At 63.8% G+C, this 21,447-nt stretch carries 18 protein-coding genes; 7 read left to right on the top strand and 11 right to left on the bottom strand.

Annotation, left to right across the window (positions count from 1 at the left end):
- On the top strand, window positions 1-163 hold a 163-nt coding region (locus QQM37_RS00680; RefSeq protein ID WP_285724025.1), incomplete at its 5' end, for a 3-deoxy-7-phosphoheptulonate synthase.
- A gap of 86 nt (window positions 164-249) precedes the next feature.
- On the opposite strand, the gene QQM37_RS00675 is transcribed toward QQM37_RS00680, so the two are convergent.
- On the bottom strand, window positions 250-1,647 hold the full coding sequence (locus QQM37_RS00675; RefSeq protein WP_420030097.1) for a class II 3-deoxy-7-phosphoheptulonate synthase: 1,398 nt from the start codon (window positions 1,645-1,647) through the stop codon (window positions 250-252).
- A gap of 278 nt (window positions 1,648-1,925) precedes the next feature.
- On the opposite strand from QQM37_RS00675, the gene QQM37_RS00670 reads away from it, so the two are divergent.
- Together QQM37_RS00670 and QQM37_RS00665 are read left to right on the top strand one after the other, a co-directional pair.
- Window positions 1,926-2,720 (top strand): alpha/beta hydrolase, encoded by a 795-nt coding sequence (locus QQM37_RS00670; protein ID WP_285724005.1) that lies wholly within the window; start codon window positions 1,926-1,928, stop codon window positions 2,718-2,720.
- Window positions 2,717-3,286: a hypothetical protein gene (locus tag QQM37_RS00665; protein WP_285724004.1), complete on the top strand. Its 570-nt coding sequence runs from the start codon at window positions 2,717-2,719 to the stop codon at window positions 3,284-3,286. The genes QQM37_RS00670 and QQM37_RS00665 overlap by 4 nt, the downstream gene beginning before the upstream one ends.
- Window positions 3,287-3,357: 71 nt before the next feature.
- Here the strand turns inward: QQM37_RS00665 and QQM37_RS00660 are convergent, their stop codons facing one another.
- A complete protein-coding gene (locus QQM37_RS00660; RefSeq protein WP_337250221.1) occupies window positions 3,358-4,302 on the bottom strand; it encodes an ROK family glucokinase in 945 nt (314 codons plus the stop codon).
- Between the two features lie 175 nt (window positions 4,303-4,477).
- On the opposite strand from QQM37_RS00660, the gene QQM37_RS00655 reads away from it, so the two are divergent.
- Window positions 4,478-6,286, top strand: coding sequence for an AMP-dependent synthetase/ligase (locus tag QQM37_RS00655; RefSeq protein WP_285723999.1), 1,809 nt, complete (start codon window positions 4,478-4,480; stop codon window positions 6,284-6,286).
- Between the two features lie 93 nt (window positions 6,287-6,379).
- Here QQM37_RS00655 and QQM37_RS00650 read toward each other — a convergent pair whose 3' ends face one another.
- Window positions 6,380-9,778: a pyruvate carboxylase gene (locus QQM37_RS00650; RefSeq protein WP_285723997.1), complete on the bottom strand. Its 3,399-nt coding sequence runs from the start codon at window positions 9,776-9,778 to the stop codon at window positions 6,380-6,382.
- 255 nt (window positions 9,779-10,033) lie between these two features.
- On the opposite strand from QQM37_RS00650, the gene QQM37_RS00645 reads away from it, so the two are divergent.
- Complete coding sequence (locus QQM37_RS00645) at window positions 10,034-10,852, top strand: ParA family protein (protein WP_285724021.1); 819 nt, start codon at window positions 10,034-10,036, stop codon at window positions 10,850-10,852.
- An 81-nt stretch (window positions 10,853-10,933) separates the two neighbouring features.
- On the opposite strand, the gene QQM37_RS00640 is transcribed toward QQM37_RS00645, so the two are convergent.
- The 7 genes from QQM37_RS00640 to QQM37_RS00610 all read right to left on the bottom strand — a co-directional run bounded on the left by QQM37_RS00640 (window position 10,934) and on the right by QQM37_RS00610 (window position 15,642).
- On the bottom strand, window positions 10,934-11,524 hold the full coding sequence (locus QQM37_RS00640; protein WP_285723995.1) for a MerR family transcriptional regulator: 591 nt from the start codon (window positions 11,522-11,524) through the stop codon (window positions 10,934-10,936).
- 209 nt (window positions 11,525-11,733) lie between these two features.
- Window positions 11,734-12,216 carry a bifunctional nuclease family protein gene (locus tag QQM37_RS00635; protein WP_285723993.1) on the bottom strand — a complete coding sequence of 161 codons (483 nt, stop codon included), beginning with the start codon at window positions 12,214-12,216 and terminating at the stop codon, window positions 11,734-11,736.
- Window positions 12,217-12,224: 8 nt separating this feature from the next.
- Window positions 12,225-12,980: a transcriptional regulator FtsR gene (gene ftsR, locus QQM37_RS00630; protein WP_474198332.1), complete on the bottom strand. Its 756-nt coding sequence runs from the start codon at window positions 12,978-12,980 to the stop codon at window positions 12,225-12,227.
- 8 nt (window positions 12,981-12,988) lie between these two features.
- Complete coding sequence (locus QQM37_RS00625; RefSeq protein WP_285723991.1) at window positions 12,989-13,465, bottom strand: FHA domain-containing protein; 477 nt, start codon at window positions 13,463-13,465, stop codon at window positions 12,989-12,991.
- Window positions 13,466-13,619: 154 nt separating this feature from the next.
- Window positions 13,620-14,006 (bottom strand): glycine cleavage system protein GcvH, encoded by a 387-nt coding sequence (gcvH, locus tag QQM37_RS00620; RefSeq protein WP_285723989.1) that lies wholly within the window; start codon window positions 14,004-14,006, stop codon window positions 13,620-13,622.
- Window positions 14,007-14,037: 31 nt separating this feature from the next.
- A complete protein-coding gene (locus QQM37_RS00615; protein ID WP_285723987.1) occupies window positions 14,038-14,628 on the bottom strand; it encodes a YbaK/EbsC family protein in 591 nt (196 codons plus the stop codon).
- Window positions 14,629-14,712: 84 nt separating this feature from the next.
- On the bottom strand, window positions 14,713-15,642 hold the full coding sequence (locus QQM37_RS00610) for an NADP-dependent oxidoreductase (RefSeq protein ID WP_285723985.1): 930 nt from the start codon (window positions 15,640-15,642) through the stop codon (window positions 14,713-14,715).
- 161 nt (window positions 15,643-15,803) lie between these two features.
- Here QQM37_RS00610 and QQM37_RS00605 point away from each other — a divergent pair, with 161 nt between their 5' ends.
- Window positions 15,804-16,373 carry a PadR family transcriptional regulator gene (locus QQM37_RS00605; protein WP_285723983.1) on the top strand — a complete coding sequence of 190 codons (570 nt, stop codon included), beginning with the start codon at window positions 15,804-15,806 and terminating at the stop codon, window positions 16,371-16,373.
- Entirely contained in the window at window positions 16,370-18,364 is a 1,995-nt protein-coding gene (locus tag QQM37_RS00600; RefSeq protein WP_285723981.1) for an NADPH-dependent 2,4-dienoyl-CoA reductase, read from the top strand. Before QQM37_RS00605 ends, QQM37_RS00600 begins: the two co-directional genes overlap by 4 nt.
- 97 nt (window positions 18,365-18,461) lie before the next feature.
- Here the strand turns inward: QQM37_RS00600 and mgtA are convergent, their stop codons facing one another.
- The gene (gene mgtA, locus QQM37_RS00595; RefSeq protein WP_285723978.1) at window positions 18,462-21,140 is read right to left on the bottom strand and encodes a magnesium-translocating P-type ATPase; all 2,679 of its coding nucleotides are present in this window, start codon (window positions 21,138-21,140) and stop codon (window positions 18,462-18,464) included.
- Between the last annotated feature and the right edge of the window lie 307 nt (window positions 21,141-21,447).

The raw sequence follows: 21,447 nt of genomic DNA, 5'->3' as shown, positions 1-21,447 counted from the left end.
AATGACCGGCGATGACGTCGCGGAATGCCTCGGCGGGGCCGATCCGATCGACGAGGAAGCGTTCCTCACCCGCTATGAAACGGTGTGTGATCCGCGCCTGAACCATATGCAATCGCTGGAACTGGCTTTCCTGGTCTCCGGAGCCCTGGCCCAGCAGAGCTGAACCGGACGCTGGTGTCGACACCGTGAGTGGGGCCCGGCGGATGCATCCGCCGGGCCCCACTCACGGTGTCGACACCAGCGTCCGGTTCAGCTCTGCTGGGCCAGGGCTCCGGAGACCAGGAAAGCCAGTTCCAGCGATTGCATATGGTTCAGGCGCGGATCACACACCGTTTCATAGCGGGTGAGGAACGCTTCCTCGTCGATCGGATCGGCCCCGCCGAGGCATTCCGCGACGTCATCGCCGGTCATTTCCACGTGCAGGCCGCCGGGGAAGGTGCCCAGCTCGGCATGCACCTCGAAGAAACCGCGAACCTCCGCCATGACGTCGTCGAAGCGCCGCGTCTTGTAGCCGTTGGGCGAGGTGACCGTGTTGCCGTGCATCGGATCGGTGACCCAGAGAACCTTCGCTCCGGAGTCGGTGACTCGCCTGACCACGGCAGGAAGCTTCTCGCGAATGTTCCCTGCCCCCATCCGGGTGATGAAGGTGATCCTTCCGGGCTCGCGCTCGGGGTCCAGAGCGTCAATCAGACGCAGGGCGTCATCTCCCGTGGTGGAGGGGCCGAGCTTGATGCCGATGGGGTTGCGCACCTTGGACAGGAAGTTCACATGAGCGCCATCGAGTTGACGGGTCCGCTCCCCGATCCACAGGAAATGGCCACTCGTCGCATACGGCGTCCCCGTGCGGGAGTCGATCCGGGTCAGCGCCCGTTCGTAGTCGAGCAGCAACGCTTCGTGGCTGGCAAAGAACTCCGTGCGCTTGAGCGCTTCAAAATCCGAGCCACAGGCCGCCATGAAACGGATGGCGCGGTCGATGTCCGCAGCAAGAGATTCATAGCGCGCGTGGGCCGGATTCTGGGTGAACCCCTTGTTCCAGTGATGCACCAACCGCAGATCGGCAAAGCCACCCTGGGTAAAGGCACGGATCAGGTTCAGTGTGGAGGCGGAGGTGTGGTACCCCTGCACCATTCTGGACGCGTCATGCGCACGCGATTCCGGGGTGAAGTCGTAGCCATTGACCATGTCCCCCCGGTAGGCAGGCAGAGTCAGGCCATCACGCGTCTCATCGTTGGACGAGCGCGGCTTGGTGAACTGACCGGCCATCCGACCCATCTTGATCACCGGCAGCGAGGCACCGTAGGTCAGCACCACAGCCATCTGCAGAATCGTCTTGACCCGGGCACTGATCTTGTCAGCAGTGGCCCCCTCAAAGGTCTCAGCACAATCGCCGCCCTGAAGCAGAAAGGCCTTGCCCTGGGCCGCAGCGGCCAGGCGCTCCCGCAACAGATCCACCTCACCGGCGAAGACCAGCGGTGGCAGAGTGGAGAGTTCGGCGACCGCAGCACGATGACTCGCCTCGTTCTGCCAGGTAGGCTGTTGGACCTTCGGCAGATCGCGCCACTCGTCCAGCCCTGGATAGTCCGCAGCACCAGCCTGACCCAGACCGGTGAACCAGGTGGATTCGGGCGTGCCCGCACCGGGACGCAAACTGGTGGAAGGAACATTCGGGACTGGTGACTGCGCAACGGGCGCAGAAGCTACATCATGCACTCCCCCAGCTTAGTTGCTGGTGGAAAACTCCGCTTCCGGCGAAAGACGCATCTCATATGCTGACTTGCTGACTCCCGGAGGCGCGAACCTCACGCGCACACCTGTCTGTCTCAGCGTCGGTGGGGTAGCCTGCTCACAGTGGCTGCGGAGTTGCGCCTGCTGCAGCCAGGCAGTTCGTCTCCCAGCACCATTGAGCCCGGAAGGTGATTGTTGTGATGTCTCCCCACGAACCTCTCGTTACTGCTGGCCACGGCAGGCTGGCACGGGTCGGCGTCGCTGTCTCGCATGGTTTCACTGGCTCCCCGGCAGCCATGCGGCCCTGGGCCGAACATCTGGCGGGACAGGGGTTCGCCGTGAACATGCCCCTGCTTCCCGGCCATGGCACCCGCTGGGAGGACCTCGCCCGGACCACCTGGCAGGAGTGGTACCTGCGGCTCGAGGCAGCATACCTGGAGCTGAGCGGCCGCTGCGACATCGTTTTCGTCGCCGGCCTGTCGATGGGCGGCACCCTGGCGCTACGGATCGCCGAGCACCATCCGGTGGCTGGCCTGGCACTGGTCAACCCGGGGCTGAGCATGGTGGACAAACGCGGCGCCATCTCCGGTGTGCTGAAGTACGCGCTGACCTCTGTTCCGGCGATTGGCAATGACCTGGTCAAGCCCGATGTCGATGAGCATGCCTACGATCGCGTTCCGGTGGCCGCGGTGCACCAGCTGCGTCAGCTCTTCCTGGATACGCGCAGGAATCTGCCTGCCATCACGGCACCGATCCTGCTGTTCCGTTCCACGGTGGACCATGTGGTGGCCGACAGTTCGGTGACCACGCTGGTGGAGGGCGTATCCAGCCACCGGGTGGATCTGCGGAAGCTCCACAACAGCTACCACGTGGCCACGCTGGACCACGACGCCCCGCAGATCCTGGCGCAGTCCAGCGCGTTCTTCATGGAGGTGGCAGGCCTTCGCCCCGGCGCCCTGGGCGCCAGTAGCCCGGCTCCGGAGAGCGCTTCATGATGTCGAACCGGCCGGACAATCCGGAGCCCCCAGAAGCAGCTGACGGCACTCCTGAGGATGGCGCTCCCGACGGCGAACGAGCCAGCGAGCACCCTCACGACAGTGACGATACGGAGGCGGTCTGGTTGGATCTGGTGGCACGGCTCCAGGCCGACGGACTGGATGAATCCAGCGGCCTGAACCCCGCCGTGGACTCGACGTCGACTAGGGCTCCTTTTGCCAGCTACGACCCACTGGGCGTCCAGATTTCCGCCGCCGATCTGGCGGCCTCCGCCGAAGCGGACTATTTTCCGGACTCCCGTGGGCCGCGGGATTACTCTGCGGCAGAGGACGAGGAAGGGTTCGTCCCTGAGGAACCTGCCTCATTGCGTGGCTCCGAACCGGCTCTGGTGCTGGGCTGGGTGGGTGCACTCGGGGCACCGGCGGCCCTGCTGTTGGCGGTGTTCTTCTGGCGGGACATCCCGGCCATGGCGATCGTCTTTCTGGTGCTCGCCTTCCTAGCCGGAGTGGGTTATCTGGTCTACCGGATGCCACAGGGCCACGATGACGACGGCGCCCGTCTGTGAGCCGCGATCCCTGACGCTCTGAAGCACCGTTCCTGAGACCGTCCCTCAACGGCGCCGCGCGCAACCTTCTCTCAGGCGGCCGCTCGGCGGGCCAGATCGGCAGCGCCAATCAGACCGGCCTCGGGCCCCAGAGCGGCCACGCTGATCTCCGCGAGCGGACGAAAACCCCGGCCGGTCAGGTTCCGGGCAAAGGCTTTGCGTGTCGGTTCAATCAGCAGATCCCCCGCTTCACAGAGACCGCCTCCGATCACAAAACGCCCGGGGTCCAGAGCGGCGGCCAGGTTCGCCAGCCCGAGTCCCAGCCAGGAGCCGACGTCCTCCACCAGCTCACGGCAAGCCGGATCTCCGACACGGGCCAGGTCGGTAACCAGGATGCCGGTGATGTCCGCGACTCGTCCGTTGACGGCGCGCAGCAGTTCCTGGGCCACGGGTGAATTGGCACCGGCCAGCTCCCGTGCTTCCCTGCCCAGGGCATTGCCGGAGGCGTACTGTTCCCAGCAGCCACGGTTGCCACATTCGCAGCGATGCCCACCAGGCATGATCACCTGGTGGCCGAATTCGCCGGCCACGCCGAAGCGCCCACGCTCAATCCGACCATCCACTACCTGGGCGCCGCCGATGCCGGTTCCCAGGGTCACGCAGACCAGCCGACTTTCGCCCTGGCCGGCACCAAAGCGCCACTCGGCCCAGGCTGCGGCATCGGCGTCGTTAGTCAGAGCCACGGGACGGCCCAGCAAAGCCTCCAAATTGGCCTGCAGCGGTTCATTGCGCCAGGCCAGGTGCGGGCTGAAAAGTACGGTGCCGCCATCGACGTCCATCCAGCCGGCCGCCCCGACGCCGACAGCGGCGATGGAGTAGCCCACAGCCAGTTCCTGAACCAGGTCCACGATGGTCTGCTCAACCGCTCGCGGGTCGGTGCCCGGCGTAGACCGTCGCAATCGCCTCAGTACGGTCCCGGAGGAATCCACGACGCCCGCGGCGACCTTCGTCCCGCCGACATCCAATCCGATGGCCAAGGTATTGAGTGTTTCGCTGTCCTGCTGCACCTGCTGCCCTTTCGTCGTCGCACCCTTTAGGCTAGCGGTTCAACGTGTTGAGCAGAATCCGCACGCTCGCGTAAGGTTACTGACGAGTAGCTTTCTGCCTTCCGGCAATGGCTACCCGACGGTCATTGATATCGAGGGAGCTATCATGCAGGAAATCATCGTCCCGCCAGCAGTCATCATCCCAGAGGAAAGCAACACCACCACTCTTCTGGAGCGTCACGCCACCAGCGGCGCTGACCCAGTGCTGTTTGCCGTTCTCGATGCTGCGGGTACCTGGCAGGACATCCGCGCCACCGTCTTCCGGGCTGACGTCGTGGCTCTCGCCAAGGGATTGATAGCCCAGGGCATCCAGGCTGGCGATCGGGTCGCCATCATGTCCCGCACCCGCTACGAATGGACCCTGGTCGACTTCGCCCTCTGGTACGCAGGGGCCATCTCCGTTCCGGTCTACGAAACCTCGGCACCCAGCCAGGTGTCCTGGAACCTGAGCAATTCCTCCGCGGTAGCTGCCTTCGGGGAATTCGAGTCCCATCTGGCAACGCTGCGTCAGGCCTCCGAGTCCGAGGGCCTCGGACTGGCACACTTCTGGAATCTCAGCACGGGGCTGGATGAGCTCCGGGCCGCCGGCCGGGAGGTCGATGACGATCAGCTGGAGCAGCGGCGCTCCCGTGCCGGTCTGCGAGATGTCGCCACCATCATCTATACCTCCGGAACCACAGGACGGCCGAAGGGTGTGGAACTCACGCACGGCAACTTCGTGGAACTCTCTGAGAACGCCTTGGCCGAGCTTCGCACCGTGGTGGGAGCCCCGGGCGCGCAGACCATCATGTTCCTGCCCCTGGCCCATATTTTTGGCCGCTTCATCGCGATTCTGAATGTGGCGGCAGGCGCCCGTACCGGGCATACCCCGGACATCAAGAACCTTCTGGCTGACTTCCAGAGTTTCAACCCGACCTACATCCTTGCGGTGCCCCGCGTCTTTGAGAAGGTGTACAACTCTGCGGCGCTCAAGGCTGAGTCCGAGGGCAAGGGAAAAATTTTCGAGAAGGCCGCGGAAACCGCCATCGCCTACTCACGCGCCGCCATGGAGGGCTCCCCCTCGGTGGGACTCCGGGCAAAGCACTGGGTATTCGACAAGCTCGTCTACGGAAAATTGCGTGCCGCCATGGGCGGTCGACTGAACTACGCGGTCTCCGGTGGCGGCCCGCTCGGCGAGCGACTGGGCCACTTTTTCAACGGCATCGGCGTCACGGTGCTGGAAGGCTATGGCCTGACCGAGACCACAGCACCGATCAGCGTCAACCAGCCCCGACAGATCAAAATCGGCACGGTGGGCAGGCCACTGCCGGGCAACGCGGTGCGCATCGCCGCCGATGGAGAGATTCTCAGCAAGGGCGCCTGTGTCATGAAGGGCTACCACGAGCGTGCTGATCTCACGGAGGAGGCCTTCACCGACGGCTGGTTCCACACCGGGGATATCGGCGAACTCGATGAGGACGGCTTCCTGCGGATCACCGGCAGGAAAAAGGAAATTCTGGTCACGGCCGGTGGCAAGAACGTGGCCCCGGCACAGCTGGAAGACCAGATCCGGTCCTCGGCCCTGGTCTCCCAGTGCATGGTGATCGGCGATGGCAAGCCCTTCATCGCCGCCCTGATCACGCTCGACGAGGAGGCACTCCCTCAGTGGGCAGCACATCACGGGCTGCCGCGGGACATGACGGTCCTCGAAGCGAGCAGGCACCCTGTGATTCGCGATGCCGTCCAGAAGGTCGTCGACCATGCCAACGAATCGGTCTCCCATGCGGAGGCGATCAAGTCCTTCCGCATCGTCGCCAGCGACTTCACCGAGGCGACGGGTCACCTGACCCCGTCGCTGAAAATCAAGCGGGCTCAGATCCTGCGTGACTTCACCGACGTCGTGGAGGAGATCTACTCGGCCGCCAAGCCGTCCTGACGTTGTCCCGGCCGAGAGAAACACCGGGAGAAAACAAGAGAGGGCCGGAGCAACCGCTCCGGCCCTCTCTTGTTCATAGATTCTCTGCGGAGGCTAGGCCTCGACCACCAGCAGCAGATCCCCGCCCTGGACCTGGTCCACGGGGGCAACAGCCACCCGACTGACCCGACCGGCCACCGGAGTGGTGATGGATGCTTCCATCTTCATGGCCTCGATGGTGGCGATGGTCTGCCCTGCCTCCACCACATCGCCGGGCTGGACCACCAGGGTGACCGCTCCGGCAAAAGGCGCGGCAATCTGGCCTGCCACCTGCGGATCTGCCTTCTCCGCCGTCTTGACCTTGGACTCAACGCTCCGATCCCGCACACTGACCGGGCGCGACTGGCCGTTCAACCGGCACATGACCGTGCGCATCCCCTTCTCGTCTGCCTCGGAGATGGCCTCCAGCGACGCGATCAACCGCACACCCCGCCCCAGCGGCAGAATGTGCTCGGTGCCGCGTTGCAGGCCAAAGAGATAGTCCCGGGTATCCAGCACCGAGACATCACCATAGGTGGCCCTGGTAGCCAGGAAGTCCTTCGTTGGGCCTGCGAACAGCAAGCGGTTCAACGTGGCCCGGCGAGTCGCCGGGTCGCCGGCCAGTCCCGCGCGGTCGGCCTCACTGAGCTCAGCATCGCGGACCTTGATTTCGCGGCCCTGGAGGGCCTTGGTGCGGAACGGCTCGGGCCAGCCTCCGGGCGGGTCGCCCAGCTCACCGGAGAGGAAGCCGATCACCGAATCCGGGATGTCGTAGTTCTGCGGGTTCTCTTCAAAGTCCGCAGGATCGGCACCCAGGCCCACCAGATGCAGCGCCAGGTCCCCGACCACCTTTGAGGAAGGAGTCACCTTGACCAGATGACCGAGGATCCGGTCGGCTGCGGTGTACATATCCTCAATGGCCTCGAAGCGCTCGCCAAGGCCGAGCGCAATGGCCTGCTGGCGCAGATTCGAGAGCTGCCCGCCCGGGATCTCATGCTGGTACACCCGACCGGTCGGCCCCGGAAGACCGGATTCGAAAGGTGCATAGACGCGACGCACGGCCTCCCAGTAGGGCTCCAGGGCGCTGACATCTTTGAGCTGGATTCCCGTGTCCCGTGGCGTGTGCGCCAGGGCCGCCACCAGAGCCGATGCCGAAGGCTGGCTGGTGGTCCCGGCCAGCGAGGCAGAGGCGACGTCAACGGCGTCCACCCCGGCCTCGATGGCGGCCAGCAGAGTAGCCATCTGGCCACCCGCGGTGTCGTGGGTATGCAGGTGGACAGGCAGCGAGAACCGCTCCCGCAGCGCGGTGACCAACTTGGCCGCCGCTGCCGGGCGAAGCAACCCCGCCATATCCTTGATCGCCAGGATGTGCGCGCCGGCATCGACGATGCGCTGAGCCAGATCCAGGTAGTACTCCAGGGTGTAAACCTTCTCCTCCGGATCGAGCATGTCCGAGGTGTAACAGAGTGCTACCTCCGCCACGGCAGTCCCGGTTGCCCGTACAGCCCGGATGGCCGGCTCCATCTGGTTCACATCATTGAGCGCGTCGAAGATCCGGAAGATGTCGATCCCGCTGGCCGCCGCCTCCTGCACAAAGGCCTCGGTGACCTCTTCCGGGTACGGGGTGTAGCCCACCGTGTTGCGTCCGCGCAGCAGCATCTGCAGACAGATATTGGGTAGCGCCTGACGCAAAGCAACCAGGCGCTCCCAGGGGTCCTCACCCAGGAATCGCAGGGCGACATCGTAGGTTGCACCGCCCCATGCCTCCACCGAGAGCAGTTGCGGAGTCAGTGCCGAGACGGCAGCGCCCGCAGCGACCAGATCCCGGGTGCGGACCCGTGTCGCCAGCAGCGACTGATGGGCATCGCGGAAGGTGGTGTCCGTGACGGCAACCGCCGTCTGGTTTCGCAACCAGGTCGCAAAACCCTCCGGCCCCAGATCGGCCAGACGTTGCCGGGAGCCGGCAGGCGGGACCAGCGCGGAGACATCGGGCAATTTGCTGGCCGGATCGGAGTGAACAGCCAAGGCACCATACGGTTTGTTGACCGTTACATCAGCCAGCCAGGTCAACAATTTGGTCCCGCGGTCCGCCGACGTGCGCACGCTGAGCAGCTCGGGCCGCTTTTCGATGAAGTCGGTGGCAATGTTCCCGGCGATGAACTCAGGATCGTCCAGCACCGCCTGCAGAAAGGGGATATTGGTGGAGACACCGCGGATGCGGAACTCTGCCAGAGCCCGGCGTGCACGGGCGACCGCTGCGGGGTAGGTCCGTCCGCGGCAGGTCAGCTTGACCAGCATGGAGTCGAAGTGCGGGCTGATTTCCGCGCCGTCGTATACGGTACCGCCATCGAGCCGCACGCCGGCACCGCCAGCCGAGCGATACCCGGTGATCTTGCCGACATCGGGCCGGAATCCGTTCGCCGGGTCTTCCGTGGTGATCCGGCACTGCAAGGCAGCGCCCTTGATGGATACCGTGTCCTGGCTCAGACCCAGATCCGCCAGAGTCTCCCCCGCGGCAATTCTGATCTGGGCCTGAACCAGGTCCACATCGGTGATCTCCTCGGTGACGGTGTGCTCCACCTGGATCCGGGGATTCATCTCAATGAAGACATGCTGACCGGCGCGCTCGCCCGCAGTGTCCACCAGGAACTCCACCGTCCCGGCGTTGACATAGCCGAGCGCCTTGGCGAACGCCACGGCATCACGGTAGAGGGCCTGACGGATGGACTCGTCCAGATTGGGTGCCGGGGCGATTTCAATGACCTTCTGGTGGCGACGCTGCAGGGAACAGTCACGCTCGAACAGATGCATGATGTTGCCTTCGGCATCGGCCAGGATCTGGACCTCGATGTGGCGCGGGCGCAGGACGGCCTGTTCCAGGAACATCGTCGCGTCACCAAAGGCGGACTCCGCCTCATGCATGGCCGAGCGCAGGGCATCAGGAAGCTCTTCACGGGTTTCAACCCGACGCATGCCCCGGCCGCCACCGCCGGCCACCGCTTTGGCGAAGATCGGGAAGCCGATCTCATCAGCTGCGGCGATCAACTCATCAAGGTCTTTCGACGGTTCAGAGGACTTCAGAGTGGGAACCCCGGCGGCCTTGGCGGCCTTGAGCGCGGCGACCTTGTTTCCGGCCATCTCCAGCACCCTGGCAGGCGGCCCCACAAAGGTGATGCCCGCTGCTTCCGCAGCTCGGGCCAGATCCGGGTTCTCCGACAGGAAGCCGTACCCGGGATAGATGGCGTCTGCGCCCGATTCCCTGGCCACCCGGATAATCTCATCCACATCCAGGTAAGCCCGCACCGGATGCCCCTGGCTGCCAATCGAGTAGGCTTCGTCTGCCTTCTGACGGTGAATGGAATTCCGGTCCTCGTACGGGAAGACTGCTACGGTTTTGGCGCCCAGCTCATAGCCGGCACGGAAAGCCCTGATGGCGATTTCGCCACGGTTGGCTACCAGAATCTTGGAAAACATACAGTCCCCTCGGTCAGTGTCTGAGCCCGGGATGATCCTCCGGGCCCACAGTGCTGCGCAGCCAGCTTATCGCCTCCAACAGACGCCCTCTTAGCCCATGGCTCTTCATGACGGAACAGCGGATTGCTGAAGGTTTCATGAGCTAATTCCGAGGCAAGCCGGAGGAATATCCCGCATTTTCACCTCACCCACCTATGATGAAAGGAGGTTTGCAGCGGTACGTGCTCAAGCGAACATCGATGGATGGGATCCTCAGTGCAGGTTGTGAGTATTAGCTCATTGAAGGGCGGCGTCGGCAAGACGTCGGTGACTTTGGGGCTGGCTTCCGCCGCCCTGGCTGCAGAAGTCCCCACGCTCGTCATCGACCTCGACCCCCATGCGGATGCCACCACCGGTCTGGGCGTGAACCAGGGCGAGGCGATGGACATCGGTCGGTTGCTCAAGGCCCCCCGCCGGGCCGATCTGGCCGCTCATGTGGTCCCTGCCGGATGGATCGCCCAGACCGCAGGCCAGGTTCCTGCCACCGGCAAGGAACGCATTCTCGATGTCGCGCCGGGCTCCGCTTTTACCGGAATCTTTGATCGGCCGGACCTGAGTCGCCGGGATCTGCGCCGCCTCACGACAGTGCTTGCCAGCCTGAACAACCATGGTTTACCGCGTTATGAACTGGTCCTGATCGATTGCCCGCCCTCGCTCAACGGCCTGACCCGCATTGCCTGGGCTGCTTCGCAGCAGGTGCTGCTGGTGGCCGAACCCGGACTCTTTTCGGTGGCAGGCACCGAACGCACCCTGCGCGCCATCGAGCTGTTCCGCCAGGAGTTCGCTGCCGGCCTGAAGACGGCCGGCATTGTCGCCAACCGGGTGCGTAGCGGCTCTGCGGAGCATACCTACCGGCTCAATGAGATGGCGACGATGTTCGGCCCCCTGCTGCTGAACCCCACCATCGCCGAGCAATCCAACTGGCAGCAGATCCAGGGGGCAGCCCGTTCCGTCCACCATTGGCCCGGTGAAGCTGCCAAGGCTGCAGCGGCAAATTTCGATGCCCTGCTGGCCAGAATTCTCGAAGGACACTGAAGCTCAGCCCTTAAAGCAGATCGGCCGGGTCACCTTCTGGTGACTCGGCCGATCTTTTACCCCGCACTGCGCTGAAACACCTCAGGAAATCTTGCGGGCTGCCCGCCGCTTACTGAGCTCGTCATCGGGGAAGCTCTGATCGTCAGCAGACTCGCTGGGCAGAGCTGAGAGGCTACCCTCCACCTCGCGCCACACCTTCCCGACAGCAATACCGAACACGCCCTGGCCGCCCTGTACCAGATCAATGACTTCGTCGGCAGAGGTGCACTCGTAGACGGAAGCGCCATCGCTCATCAGCGTGATCTGCGCCAGATCCTCCACGCCTCGCTCGCGAAGATGCTCGACGGCGGTCCGGATCTGCTGCAGCGAGACACCTGTGTCCAGCAGCCGCTTGACGACCTTGAGCACCAGAATGTCCCGGAAGCCATAGAGCCGCTGTGATCCCGAACCGGCCGCATGGCGGACCGTCGGCTCCACGAGCCCAGTGCGCGCCCAGTAGTCCAACTGGCGATAGGTGATCCCTGCAGCCTTGCTGGCCGTCGGCCCACGGTATCCGGTGTTCTCATCAAGAGTCGGCAAATCTTCAGAGAAAAGCAGCCCCTGGGCTCCTACGGGTATGACTGCACTCTGCAGGGCCTGTTGAGCCTCGCCCGCATCACCTTTCGGACTCACGTGGAACTCCTTCTTGATTTGCACTCTCGTACCTTCTAGTGTGACGAGGGTTCTGCAGACATGCAATGAAAACTACTTCTCTGTACGTTAGAACCGTGGGCTGACAAGGTCAAAGAGGTGAGCGATATAGCTTCGGCGTGTCGAAAGTTTCACCCTCTACTCGAACCTTAGTTCCTGCCGGTCAGCCCTCGAATAAGCCCGGGAATCCGCTACTTTTCAAAATCTTCCGGCTCGATGTCGTCCAGAAAATCACGAAATCGTTGCATTTCGAGCTCGGCCTCTGAGGCACTCTCGGCAGGATCCCCGATGGTCACACCCGCACTGGCCACCACCGACTCCGCACACCAGATTCCACAAGGCACCCGCTGGGCCACTGCAATCGCGTCGGAAGCCCGCGAGCTGATCACCGTGCCGTCATCGAGCACCAACTGGGCGTAGAACACCGCTTCCCTAACCTCGACGATCTCCACCCGTTTCACCGTACGCCCCAGGGCGCGGATCACGGTACAGAGCAGATCATGCGTCAGCGGCCGCGGCGGAACCATACCCTGCTGGGCTGTGGCAATGGCAGCGGCTTCTGCCGTACCAATCCACACCGGGATCGTCCGGCTGCCCTGGATCTCCTTGAGAAGCACCACAGGCTGCGCCGAAGGCATCTCCAGCCGCACCCCGACGAGTTCCATCTCGATCATGACGGGCCTCAGCTGGTCTCGAGATGCGCAATGCGCTCCTGAACCAGGGCAGAGTGCAGGTTCAGGCACAAATCGCTGATCTCCCGGGCGGCTTCAGCGGCGCGCGCCTGTGAGGCAGCATCCCGACGCGAGGTCAGGGGTGCCACAGCGCGTTCCACCAGCCCGAATTCACGTTCCGCTGCCGCCTGGAAGGGCCGCAGATGGCGCGGTTCCAGGCCATGGGAAGCCAGGGCCACACACGCTTTGGTCACTTTGAGGGCATGGTCGTCGAAGTGACCGCGGCGTGCGGCGATCAACCCGAAACTCAGCAATGACTCGACTAATTCAGCACTGGCACCGGATTCGACGCGCAGCTGCTCCTCGGTGAGCTTGCGGACCCGGCCAGCATGTTCGGCGGTCAGCTCACTGTCCACGGCACGTGGCGCAATGCTGGCGCTGACGCCGGCGGGCAGATTCTCCGGCCCTTCGCCACGGTCGATGGCGGCCAGATAGTCACGAATGACCTTCAGCGGAAGATAGTGATCGCGCTGCAGGGCAAGAACGAACCGCAGCCGTTCCACATCCTGTTCTGTGAACTGCCGGTAGCCAGCCGCGGTTCGCTGCGGGGTAACCAGACCCTTTTCCTCAAAAAACCGGATTTTGGAGGCACTGACCGAAGGAAACTCGTCGGTCAGCTGCGCAAGCACCTCACCAATATTGAAAATAACCGGTCGCCCAGGGCTGACCCGTTGAGAAAAACTACGCCGAACACCCTGCGTCGCCACAGCGTGTCCTAGGCCGCCGAGCGGGCGTAGTAGGTCAACCGGAATTTCCCAATGCGCACCTCGTCGCCGCTGTGCAGCGAGGCAGCATCAACCCGGTCACCGTTGAGATAGGTTCCATTCAGGCTTCCCGCATCCACCACCCGGTAGCCACCGTTTTCGCGGCGGAACTCGACATGGCGACGTGACACCGTCACATCATCCAGGAAAATATCCGCCTCCGGGTGACGGCCAGCCTTGATGAGCTCGTCATCCAGCAGGAATCGCGCGCCCTGATTGGGCCCGAGATGCGCAATCAGGATGGCCGAACCCGCTGGCAATGCCTCCACCGCTGCGCTCTCTTCAGCGCTGAGCTTGACCGCCAGGCCGCTCTCCACGAGCGGAGGAAGGTGAATCGACGTCGTCTCCGTGGCGTTGGACACAGGCCGTTCCCCGGGGCGCTCAGGAGCGTTCTGGCCTCCGGCTGCGCCGGTGCTCTCGGTCGACATGTCGATCCCTTCTGGCGGTCCCCCGCATCGATGTTCCACCGGCACTGATCATGCTGTATGACGGTGGGCGGCTGGCTGTCTCATCCAGCTGCCCGGTCCGTGCTACGTGCCGACGCGTTTCCAGTGTGCTCCGCTGACTTGGCGGAGCATCGCTCTAGCCTACCTGTTGTTCGTACTCTGAGGCGCTGAGCAGGGAATCCACGCTCTGCAGATCGTCCAGGCGAATCTGCAGCAGCCAGCCTTCACCATAAGGGTCTGAGTTGAGGATGCCCGGATCGGCATCGAGTGCTTCATTGCGGGCCACGATTTCCCCGCTGAGCGGGGCAAAGATATCGCTGACGCTCTTGGTGGACTCCACTTCACCCACGGCCTCGGCCGCGTTGACCGTGACGCCCACCTCAGGAAGCTGAACGTAGACCACGTCGCCCAGTGCGTCCTGCGCAAAGTCAGTGATGCCAACGCGAACCACGCCATCCTCATTCACGGCGCTCACCCACTCGTGTTCAGCGGTGTAGGACAGTTCCTCAGGAATGGTGCTCACGGGTGGCCTTTCGGACGGTGGAATTCTGCTCTCACCAGTCAACAGGTAGGGAGGCGTCCAGGGCAAGTGGCAAGCCCAGGTCCTCGCAGATCTCAACCCCTGGAAATTCCGCCAGAAGCTCACCGGGCAGAATCAGCTTGCCCCGCCGGATCCCTGAACCGATCAGCACTAGTGGCGTCTGCAGGATGGCCGGATCGACGAAAATCCGCATATCACCGGGCTCGTGCTGGTACAGACCGATCGGCGTGATGCCGCCATATTCCATCGCGCTCAGCTGCACGGCGCGTTCCTGGGCCAGGAACGAAGCCTTACGAACATCGAGCGCACGCTTGACCACATTGTTCACATCGGCGCGCTGGGTTGCTTTGACCAGGCATGCGGCCACCCGCTGCTGCCCCTCACGCTTACCGGAGACGATAACGCAGTTGACCAGAGTGTCCGGCTCCAGGCCATAGGCGTCCCTGCTGGCGGAGGTATCAGAATGCTCCGGATCGACCGCGGCGGCTCCCACCCCGGCAGCCTCGGGGAAGGCTCGCAGCGCCTCAGCGGTTCGTGCGGCCAGCAGATCGGTATGCGACAGGGCAATATCCGCAGTGAGGGATCCCAGAGTGTAGAGAGTCATCACGAATACCGCCCTGCCTGCCGGTGGTTCTATGTTGTTACCTGTTACCCAGGTCGCTGGTGCGTATCCAGGTCACTGTCCAGTTCACAGGTCACTGTCCAGTTCAATCAGAATCTTGCCACGTAAATGCCCGCCCTTGGCGTGGGCATAAGCTTCACGCACCTCCGCCAGGGGATACCGCGAATCGATCGGCAGTTGGATCTCGCCCTCGGCCACCAGCTGGGCCAGATCTACCAGATCGGCGTTATTCGCCTGTGCGCCACCCACCGCGCGTGCGCCACGGAGCGCGTTGCCATAAGTCGCAGCGGAGACGATCCGCTCTGGCGAAACACCCAGAGCCAGCGCCAGCTCAATGGTGTCCGGCCCATTGGCGTCAATCACCGCAGTGATTCCCTGCGGGGCCACAGCCCGTACCTGGTCGATGACACCCTCACCATAGCTGACCGGGATCGCGCCCAGCGAACGCAGATAATCATGATTGGCCTCGCTCGCCGTTCCCATCACGGTCGCCCCGGTCCGTCGGGCCAACTGGACAGCCAGCACGCCCACCCCGCCAGCCGCTGCCCCGACCAGAACCGTGTCATCCGCGGTCAGGTTCAGCGCATTCACCAACGCCGTAGCGGTGCGTCCCACCACCCACAGACCCGAGGCCAGATCCAAGCCGAGCCCTTCCGGAACCGCCCGGGCAAATTCACTGGGAACCACCACACAATCGGCCACCGCACGGTTGCGTGCCCCGGCATAGACCTTTTGGCCGACCGAGAAGTCCGTGACGCCCTCACCGACCTGATCCACGATGCCGGAAAGGTCATTGCCCACCCCGGAAGGAAGCACTGCACCGAATGCGGCAGCCGCCGGGCCGCCGGCAAAAATCTTGTAGTCCACCGGATTGATCGCCGCGTAGGCCGTACGGATCCGAATCTCGCCCGGACCGGCCACCGGCTCAGGAACATCGATCACCTGGAGAACCTCAGGTCCGCCGAACTCGGTGTAGTGCACAAATCTGGACATCATGTCTCCTCCGGGATGTTTCGGACCGTCTGCCCGGCCATCCACCAGCTCAACCGTCCAGGCCCGCCGCTCCATTCCCGAGGCTGCGAAGGTGTCTCGTTCTGACGGCCGGCACTGGTCTGCCGCACCTTGACTATGAAACTAGGTGCATATAGAACTGAGGAATGGCATTGAAGCACGCAGTCCTGGTGTCACTGGCCGAGAAATCCGCCAGCGGTTACGACCTGGCGCGGCGTTTCGATAAATCTCTGGGTTTCTTCCTCAAGGCGAGCCACCAACAGATCTACCGGGTGCTGGCTCAGCTCCATGAGGACGGGCAGGTGGCAGGCGAACTGCACCCCGGGGTCGGCAAGCCGGATCGGATCGTCTATCACCTGACACCCAACGGATGGAACACACTCCACGACTGGACTGCCGAGCCAAGCCCCGTCGATCGGCCACGGAGCGAATTCGCCGCCAAAGTCCGCGGGATGAATCACGGCGACCGGGCCGCAGTGATCGCCGACATCGAACGCCAACGCGAGGCACACCAACACCAGCTGGAGCTCTACCAGCGGGACGCCGCCAGAAATTTTCCGTACCCTGGCTCGCTCAATGCGGCGGAACTTCCGGTGTATCTGGTGCTCCGCGGCGGCATCCGGACCGAAGAAAGCTACGTCGCCTGGTGCACTGAAATGCTGGACCGACTGCCACCAGTCCCGACTCCGGGACCATCCCACCAGGAGCGTTCATGACGTACCCACATCTGCTTGAACCGCTCCGGCTGGGCCATCTCACCCTGCGCAACCGGGCCGTCATGGGGTCCATGCACACCGGCATGGAAGATCGTTCCAGACATTTTCCCGCCCTCGCCGCCTACTATGCCGAACGTGCCGCAGGCGGTGCCGCGCTGATCATCACCGGAGGCTTCTCCCCCAATCTGGAGGGTGCACTCACCCCCACCGGTTCGATGCTGCGCACGCAGAACGCTGCCGGGAAACATCGCGTCCTGACCGAGTCCGTGCATCAGGAAGGCGGGCTGATCGCCCTGCAAATCCTGCACGCTGGCCGCTACGGGTACCAGCCGCTCAACCGTGGCGCATCCTCGGTCAAATCCCCGATCACCCCCTTCGCCCCGCGCGCGCTCAGCAGCAAAGAGGTTGAGCGCACCATCGGCGCCTATGTCCGCACCGCCACCCTGGCCCAGCAGGCCGGCTACGACGGGGTGGAGATCATGGGGTCCGAGGGCTACCTGATCAATCAGTTCCTGGCGGCGCGGACCAATACCCGCGATGACGAATGGGGCGGCAGCGCCAGCAAGCGGATGAGATTCCCGCTGGAGATCGTCCGCCGGATCCGGGAAGCTGTCGGTTCAGATTTTCTGATCAGCTACCGGATCTCGCTGGTGGATCTGGTCCCAGAAGGGCAGAGCTGGCAAGAGGTCGTGGAACTCGCGCAGGGGCTGGAAGCCGTCGGGACCAGTGTTTTCAACAGTGGTATCGGCTGGCACGAGGCCCGCATTCCCACCATTGTCACCTCGGTACCACGCGCTGCCTTCGCGGGCTGGTCGGGCCGTCTCAGGGCGGAAGTCGGTGTGCCCGTCATCGCCTCCAACCGGATCAATACCCCGGAGACCGCCGAGGAACTTCTGGCCTCAGGGCAGGCGGATCTGGTATCGATGTCCCGCCCGTTCCTGGCCGATCCGGAGTTCGTGGCCAAGGCCGCCGCGGGCCGGGCGGACGAGATCAATGTCTGCATTGCCTGCAATCAGGCCTGTCTGGACCACACCTTCCGCAATGAGAGAGCCAGTTGCCTGCTCAATCCCCGGGCAGGGCGGGAGACCACCCTGCGCCTGCTCCCGGTGCCACCGCAGCGGCGTCAGCAGCTTGCGGTCGTCGGGGGCGGGCCGGCCGGTCTGGCAGCCGCCACCTCCCTGGCCGAGCGCGGCCACTCCGTGACACTCTTTGAGGCCCGCACCGAGCTGGGTGGCCAGTTCCGGCTGGCCATGCAGATTCCCGGCAAAGAGGAATTTGCCAACACTCTCGCCTACTACGCCCGACGGCTGGAGGTGCTCGGTGTGGAGGTGAAGCTGGGCGTTCGCGCTTCCCCGCAGGCCCTGGAGTCCTTTGACCAGGTGGTTCTCGCCACCGGGGTCATGCCGCGCATCCCTGAGATTCCCGGCATCGACCATCCGTCGGTGGTGCGTTATGACGAACTGCTGCGCGGCGAGCGCACGGCCGGGAAACGGGTCGCCGTGCTGGGTGCCGGCGGCATCGGCTACGACGTCTGCGAATACCTGCTGCACGACGCCCAGGAGTCGCTGCCCGCCTGGCAGCAGCGGTGGGGAGTCACCGAGGACCCCTCGGCCAGGGCCGGGCTCACCGCGGCCGTCGTTGAGCCTCCGCGACGCGAGGTGTACCTGCTGCAACGGAAAAACGGTCCCTTCGGTGCCGGACTGGGCAAGACCACCGGATGGGTTCACCGGGCAGTGCTCAGCGCGGATCGGGTGGAGAAGGTCGGCGGCGTGCGCTACGACCTGATCGACGATGACGGCCTGCACCTGACACTGCCGGACGGCGGCACCCGTGTGCTCGCCGTCGACACGGTGGTGCTGTGCACCGGTCAGGAATCTGTGCGCGAGCTGGCCTCGACCGGCGGCCACCTCGTTGGCGGGGCCGATGTTGCCGCTGAGGTGGATGCCAAACGCGCGATCCTGCAGGCCACCGAACTGGCTGCCCGGCTCTGAGACCGGCCGCCCTGCTCTGAAGCGGAAGCGCCTGCCCAGCCCCTGTTCGTGTGCCCGCGGACAACTACCACGTCCGCGGGCACACCGACTACAAAACTCAGAGCCAGTGACCGTACCGCCGGATGAACAGCTTCTTGACGCCCTGGGTCAGCAGGCAATACGCCAGCAGTGTCCCCAGGAGCCACGGGAAGTAGGTCCACGGCAGGCTGACCAGCCCCATCGACTCACCGAATCCGCTGAACGGCAGCACCAGAGCGAAGAGGCAGACGGCAGCGGTCAGCAGCATCACCGGCCAGGAGGCACGCGACTGGATGAAGGGAATCTTCCCGGTACGGATCAGGTGCACAATCAGCGTCTGGGACATCAGTGATTCGATGAACCAACCGGACTGGAAGAGTGCGGCATGCTCCGGGGAATTCGCCCCGAAGACGTACCACATCAGCGCGAAGGTGGTGAGATCGAACACCGAGGAGAGCGGGCCGATCATCAGCATGAAACGTGCCAGGCCTTTGGTTTCCCACTTGCGCGGCTTCTCCAGGTATTCCGGGTCCACCCGATCCCAGGGAAGAGCCAGCATGGACAGGTCGTACACCAGGTTCTGGAGCAGAACGACGACCGCGATCATCGGCAGGAACGGCAGGAGCGCGGAGGCGACCAGAACCGAGAACATATTGCCGAAATTGGAGCTCGCCGTCATCTTGATGTACTTGATGATGTTGCCGAAGGTCCGCCGGCCCTCCTGGATTCCTGCTTCCAGGACCATCAGATCCTTCTGCAACAGGATGATGTCCGCGGATTCCCGCGCAATGTCCACCGCAGTGTCCACTGAAATGCCCACATCGGCACTGCGCAGGGCGGCGGCATCGTTGATCCCGTCCCCCATGAAGCCCACCGTGTGGCCGTTGCGCTGCAGTTGCTCAACGATCCGTGCCTTCTGCATCGGATTGACCTTGGCGAACACCGTGGTGGATTCCACGGCCGCAGCGAACTGCTCCTCATTCAGTGCGGCGAGTTCGATGCCGGTCAGCAGAGCGCTCTCCGCCGCAACGTCCAAGCCCACCTGGGTGCAGACGGTGCGGGCGACCAGGTCATTGTCGCCCGTGATCACCTTCACCGCGGTGCCATGCCGGTGCAGGGCTTCGATGGCGCCAGCCGCCGAGGCCTTGGGCGGGTCGAGGAAGGCCAGGAAGCCGATCAGCGTCATCTCACGCTCATCGGACACCGAGTAGTCGTCCCGGTGGGATCCGGGTGCGGTGGCCAGGGCCAGGACCCGCATTCCTTCGGCGTTCTGCGCAGCAGCCAGCTGCTCCAGCTCTGCCCGTCGCTGCGGGGTCAGCGGTGAGGGATGGCCATTGACCATCACCGTGGTACAGATTTCCAGCACTTCCTCAAAGGCACCCTTGGTGATCATCAGAGGTGCCGAGCCGCCATCGACCACCACCGTCATCCGGCGACGGGAGAAGTCGAAAGGAACCTCGTCGATCAGCGTGTAGGCGCCCTCGAGTTCGGCCATGATCTCCGGCCCGGCCGCATCGATCACGGCGCGGTCCAGAAGGTTGCGCAGGCCGGTCTGGAAGCGCGAATTGGCGGCCGCCATCCGCAGGACTTTCAGGCTGGAAGTCCCCCGGACATCGAGGTGCCGTTCCAGCACAATCCGGTCCTCGGTCAGGGTCCCGGTCTTGTCGGTGCAGAGCACGTCCATGGCGCCGAGGTTCTGAATGGCGTTGAGGCGCTTGACGATCACCTGGTGCCTGGACATCTTCACCGCGCCGCGGGCCAGATTCGCCGTGACGATCATCGGCAGCATCTCCGGGGTGAGGCCCACAGCGGTGACCAGGCCAAAGACAAAGGCGCTGGCCCAGTCCTTAGTGAGCCCGTTGATGATGAACACCAGAGGCACCATGACGAGCATGAATTTGATCAGCAGGAAGCTGACCTTCTTCACTCCCTGATCGAAGCTGGTCTCGGGGCGTTTGCCGGCCAGCTGGCTGCTCATCGAGCCGAAGTAGGTCTGTGAGCCGATGTATACGACGACGGCGGTGCCGCTTCCGCTGATCACCGAGGTTCCCATGAAACCCAGGCTGTCCGCCTGAAGCACGGTGTCTTCGGTGATTTCCTCTGCGGAGACGGGTGACTTCTCGGTAGGCAGGGATTCACCGGTGAGCATGCCCTCATTGATCTGCAGGTCCTTGGTGCGCAGAAAACGGACATCGGCCGGGATCATATCTCCGGCGGCGAGCTCGACCAGGTCCCCCGGAACGATCTCCTCGATCGAGATCTCCCGGGTGAACGGCTCGCCGAGCTCGTTCTGACGAGTGACTGCAGCGGTCGTCTGCACCATGGACTGCAGAGCCTGGGCGGCCTGACTGGAACGGTATTCCTGCCAGAACCGCATCACCACGGAGACCAGGACCATGAGGGTCAGCGTGATGACGCCCTTGTAGTCCGGGCCGTCCTCGGGATCAGCAAAGAGGACATTGGTACACAGCATGACCACTGCCAGGAAGCACAGAATCCAGACGAAGGGGTTGTTGAAGGCGCTCATGAACTGCAGCCAGGCCGGGGCCGGGCGGTCGTGGCTGATCTCATTGCGACCGTAACGTTCCTGGCGATCCCGGACCTTGAGCGTGTCCAGTCCGCGCAGACCGGTCCCAAGGCGCTCCAGCAGTTCCTCCGATGGCTTGTTGGCAGCCAGGGCGAGTTCGCGGGAGCGGGGCGTGAGGTGAGTGGGGGTCCGGCCCGGTGGGCTGACCGGGCGGCGGGTAGTGATCTGCATGAAAGTTCTCCTTCAGGGCATGCCTCAGGACCTGGCCCCGGGCATGGCAAAGCTGGGTGGTGAGCAGGTGGCGGCGATGAAGAGCACACCACCGGACCATGTACTACTGGTTGAAATGCCCTCAATGGGGCAGAAGGATCCCGGGCGGATTCAGCGGAATATCAGAGCATCTGAAAAACTCAGTGAAACCGAGCGGGATAAGGTTGGTGGCCAGAACTCATGGTTCTCTCCCCTCATCCGGCAGGATGCACCACCGATCCAGCCTGAACGATTCGATGAATCAATCGGCGCAGAATCGGGTGAGAGG

The sequence above is a fragment of the Psychromicrobium xiongbiense genome (assembly GCF_030271165.1).
Classification (GTDB): Bacteria; Actinomycetota; Actinomycetes; order Actinomycetales; family Micrococcaceae; genus Renibacterium; species Renibacterium xiongbiense.
Note: the sequence above shows the minus strand (reverse complement) of the source record. Positions and strands in the feature narration are given on the sequence as shown.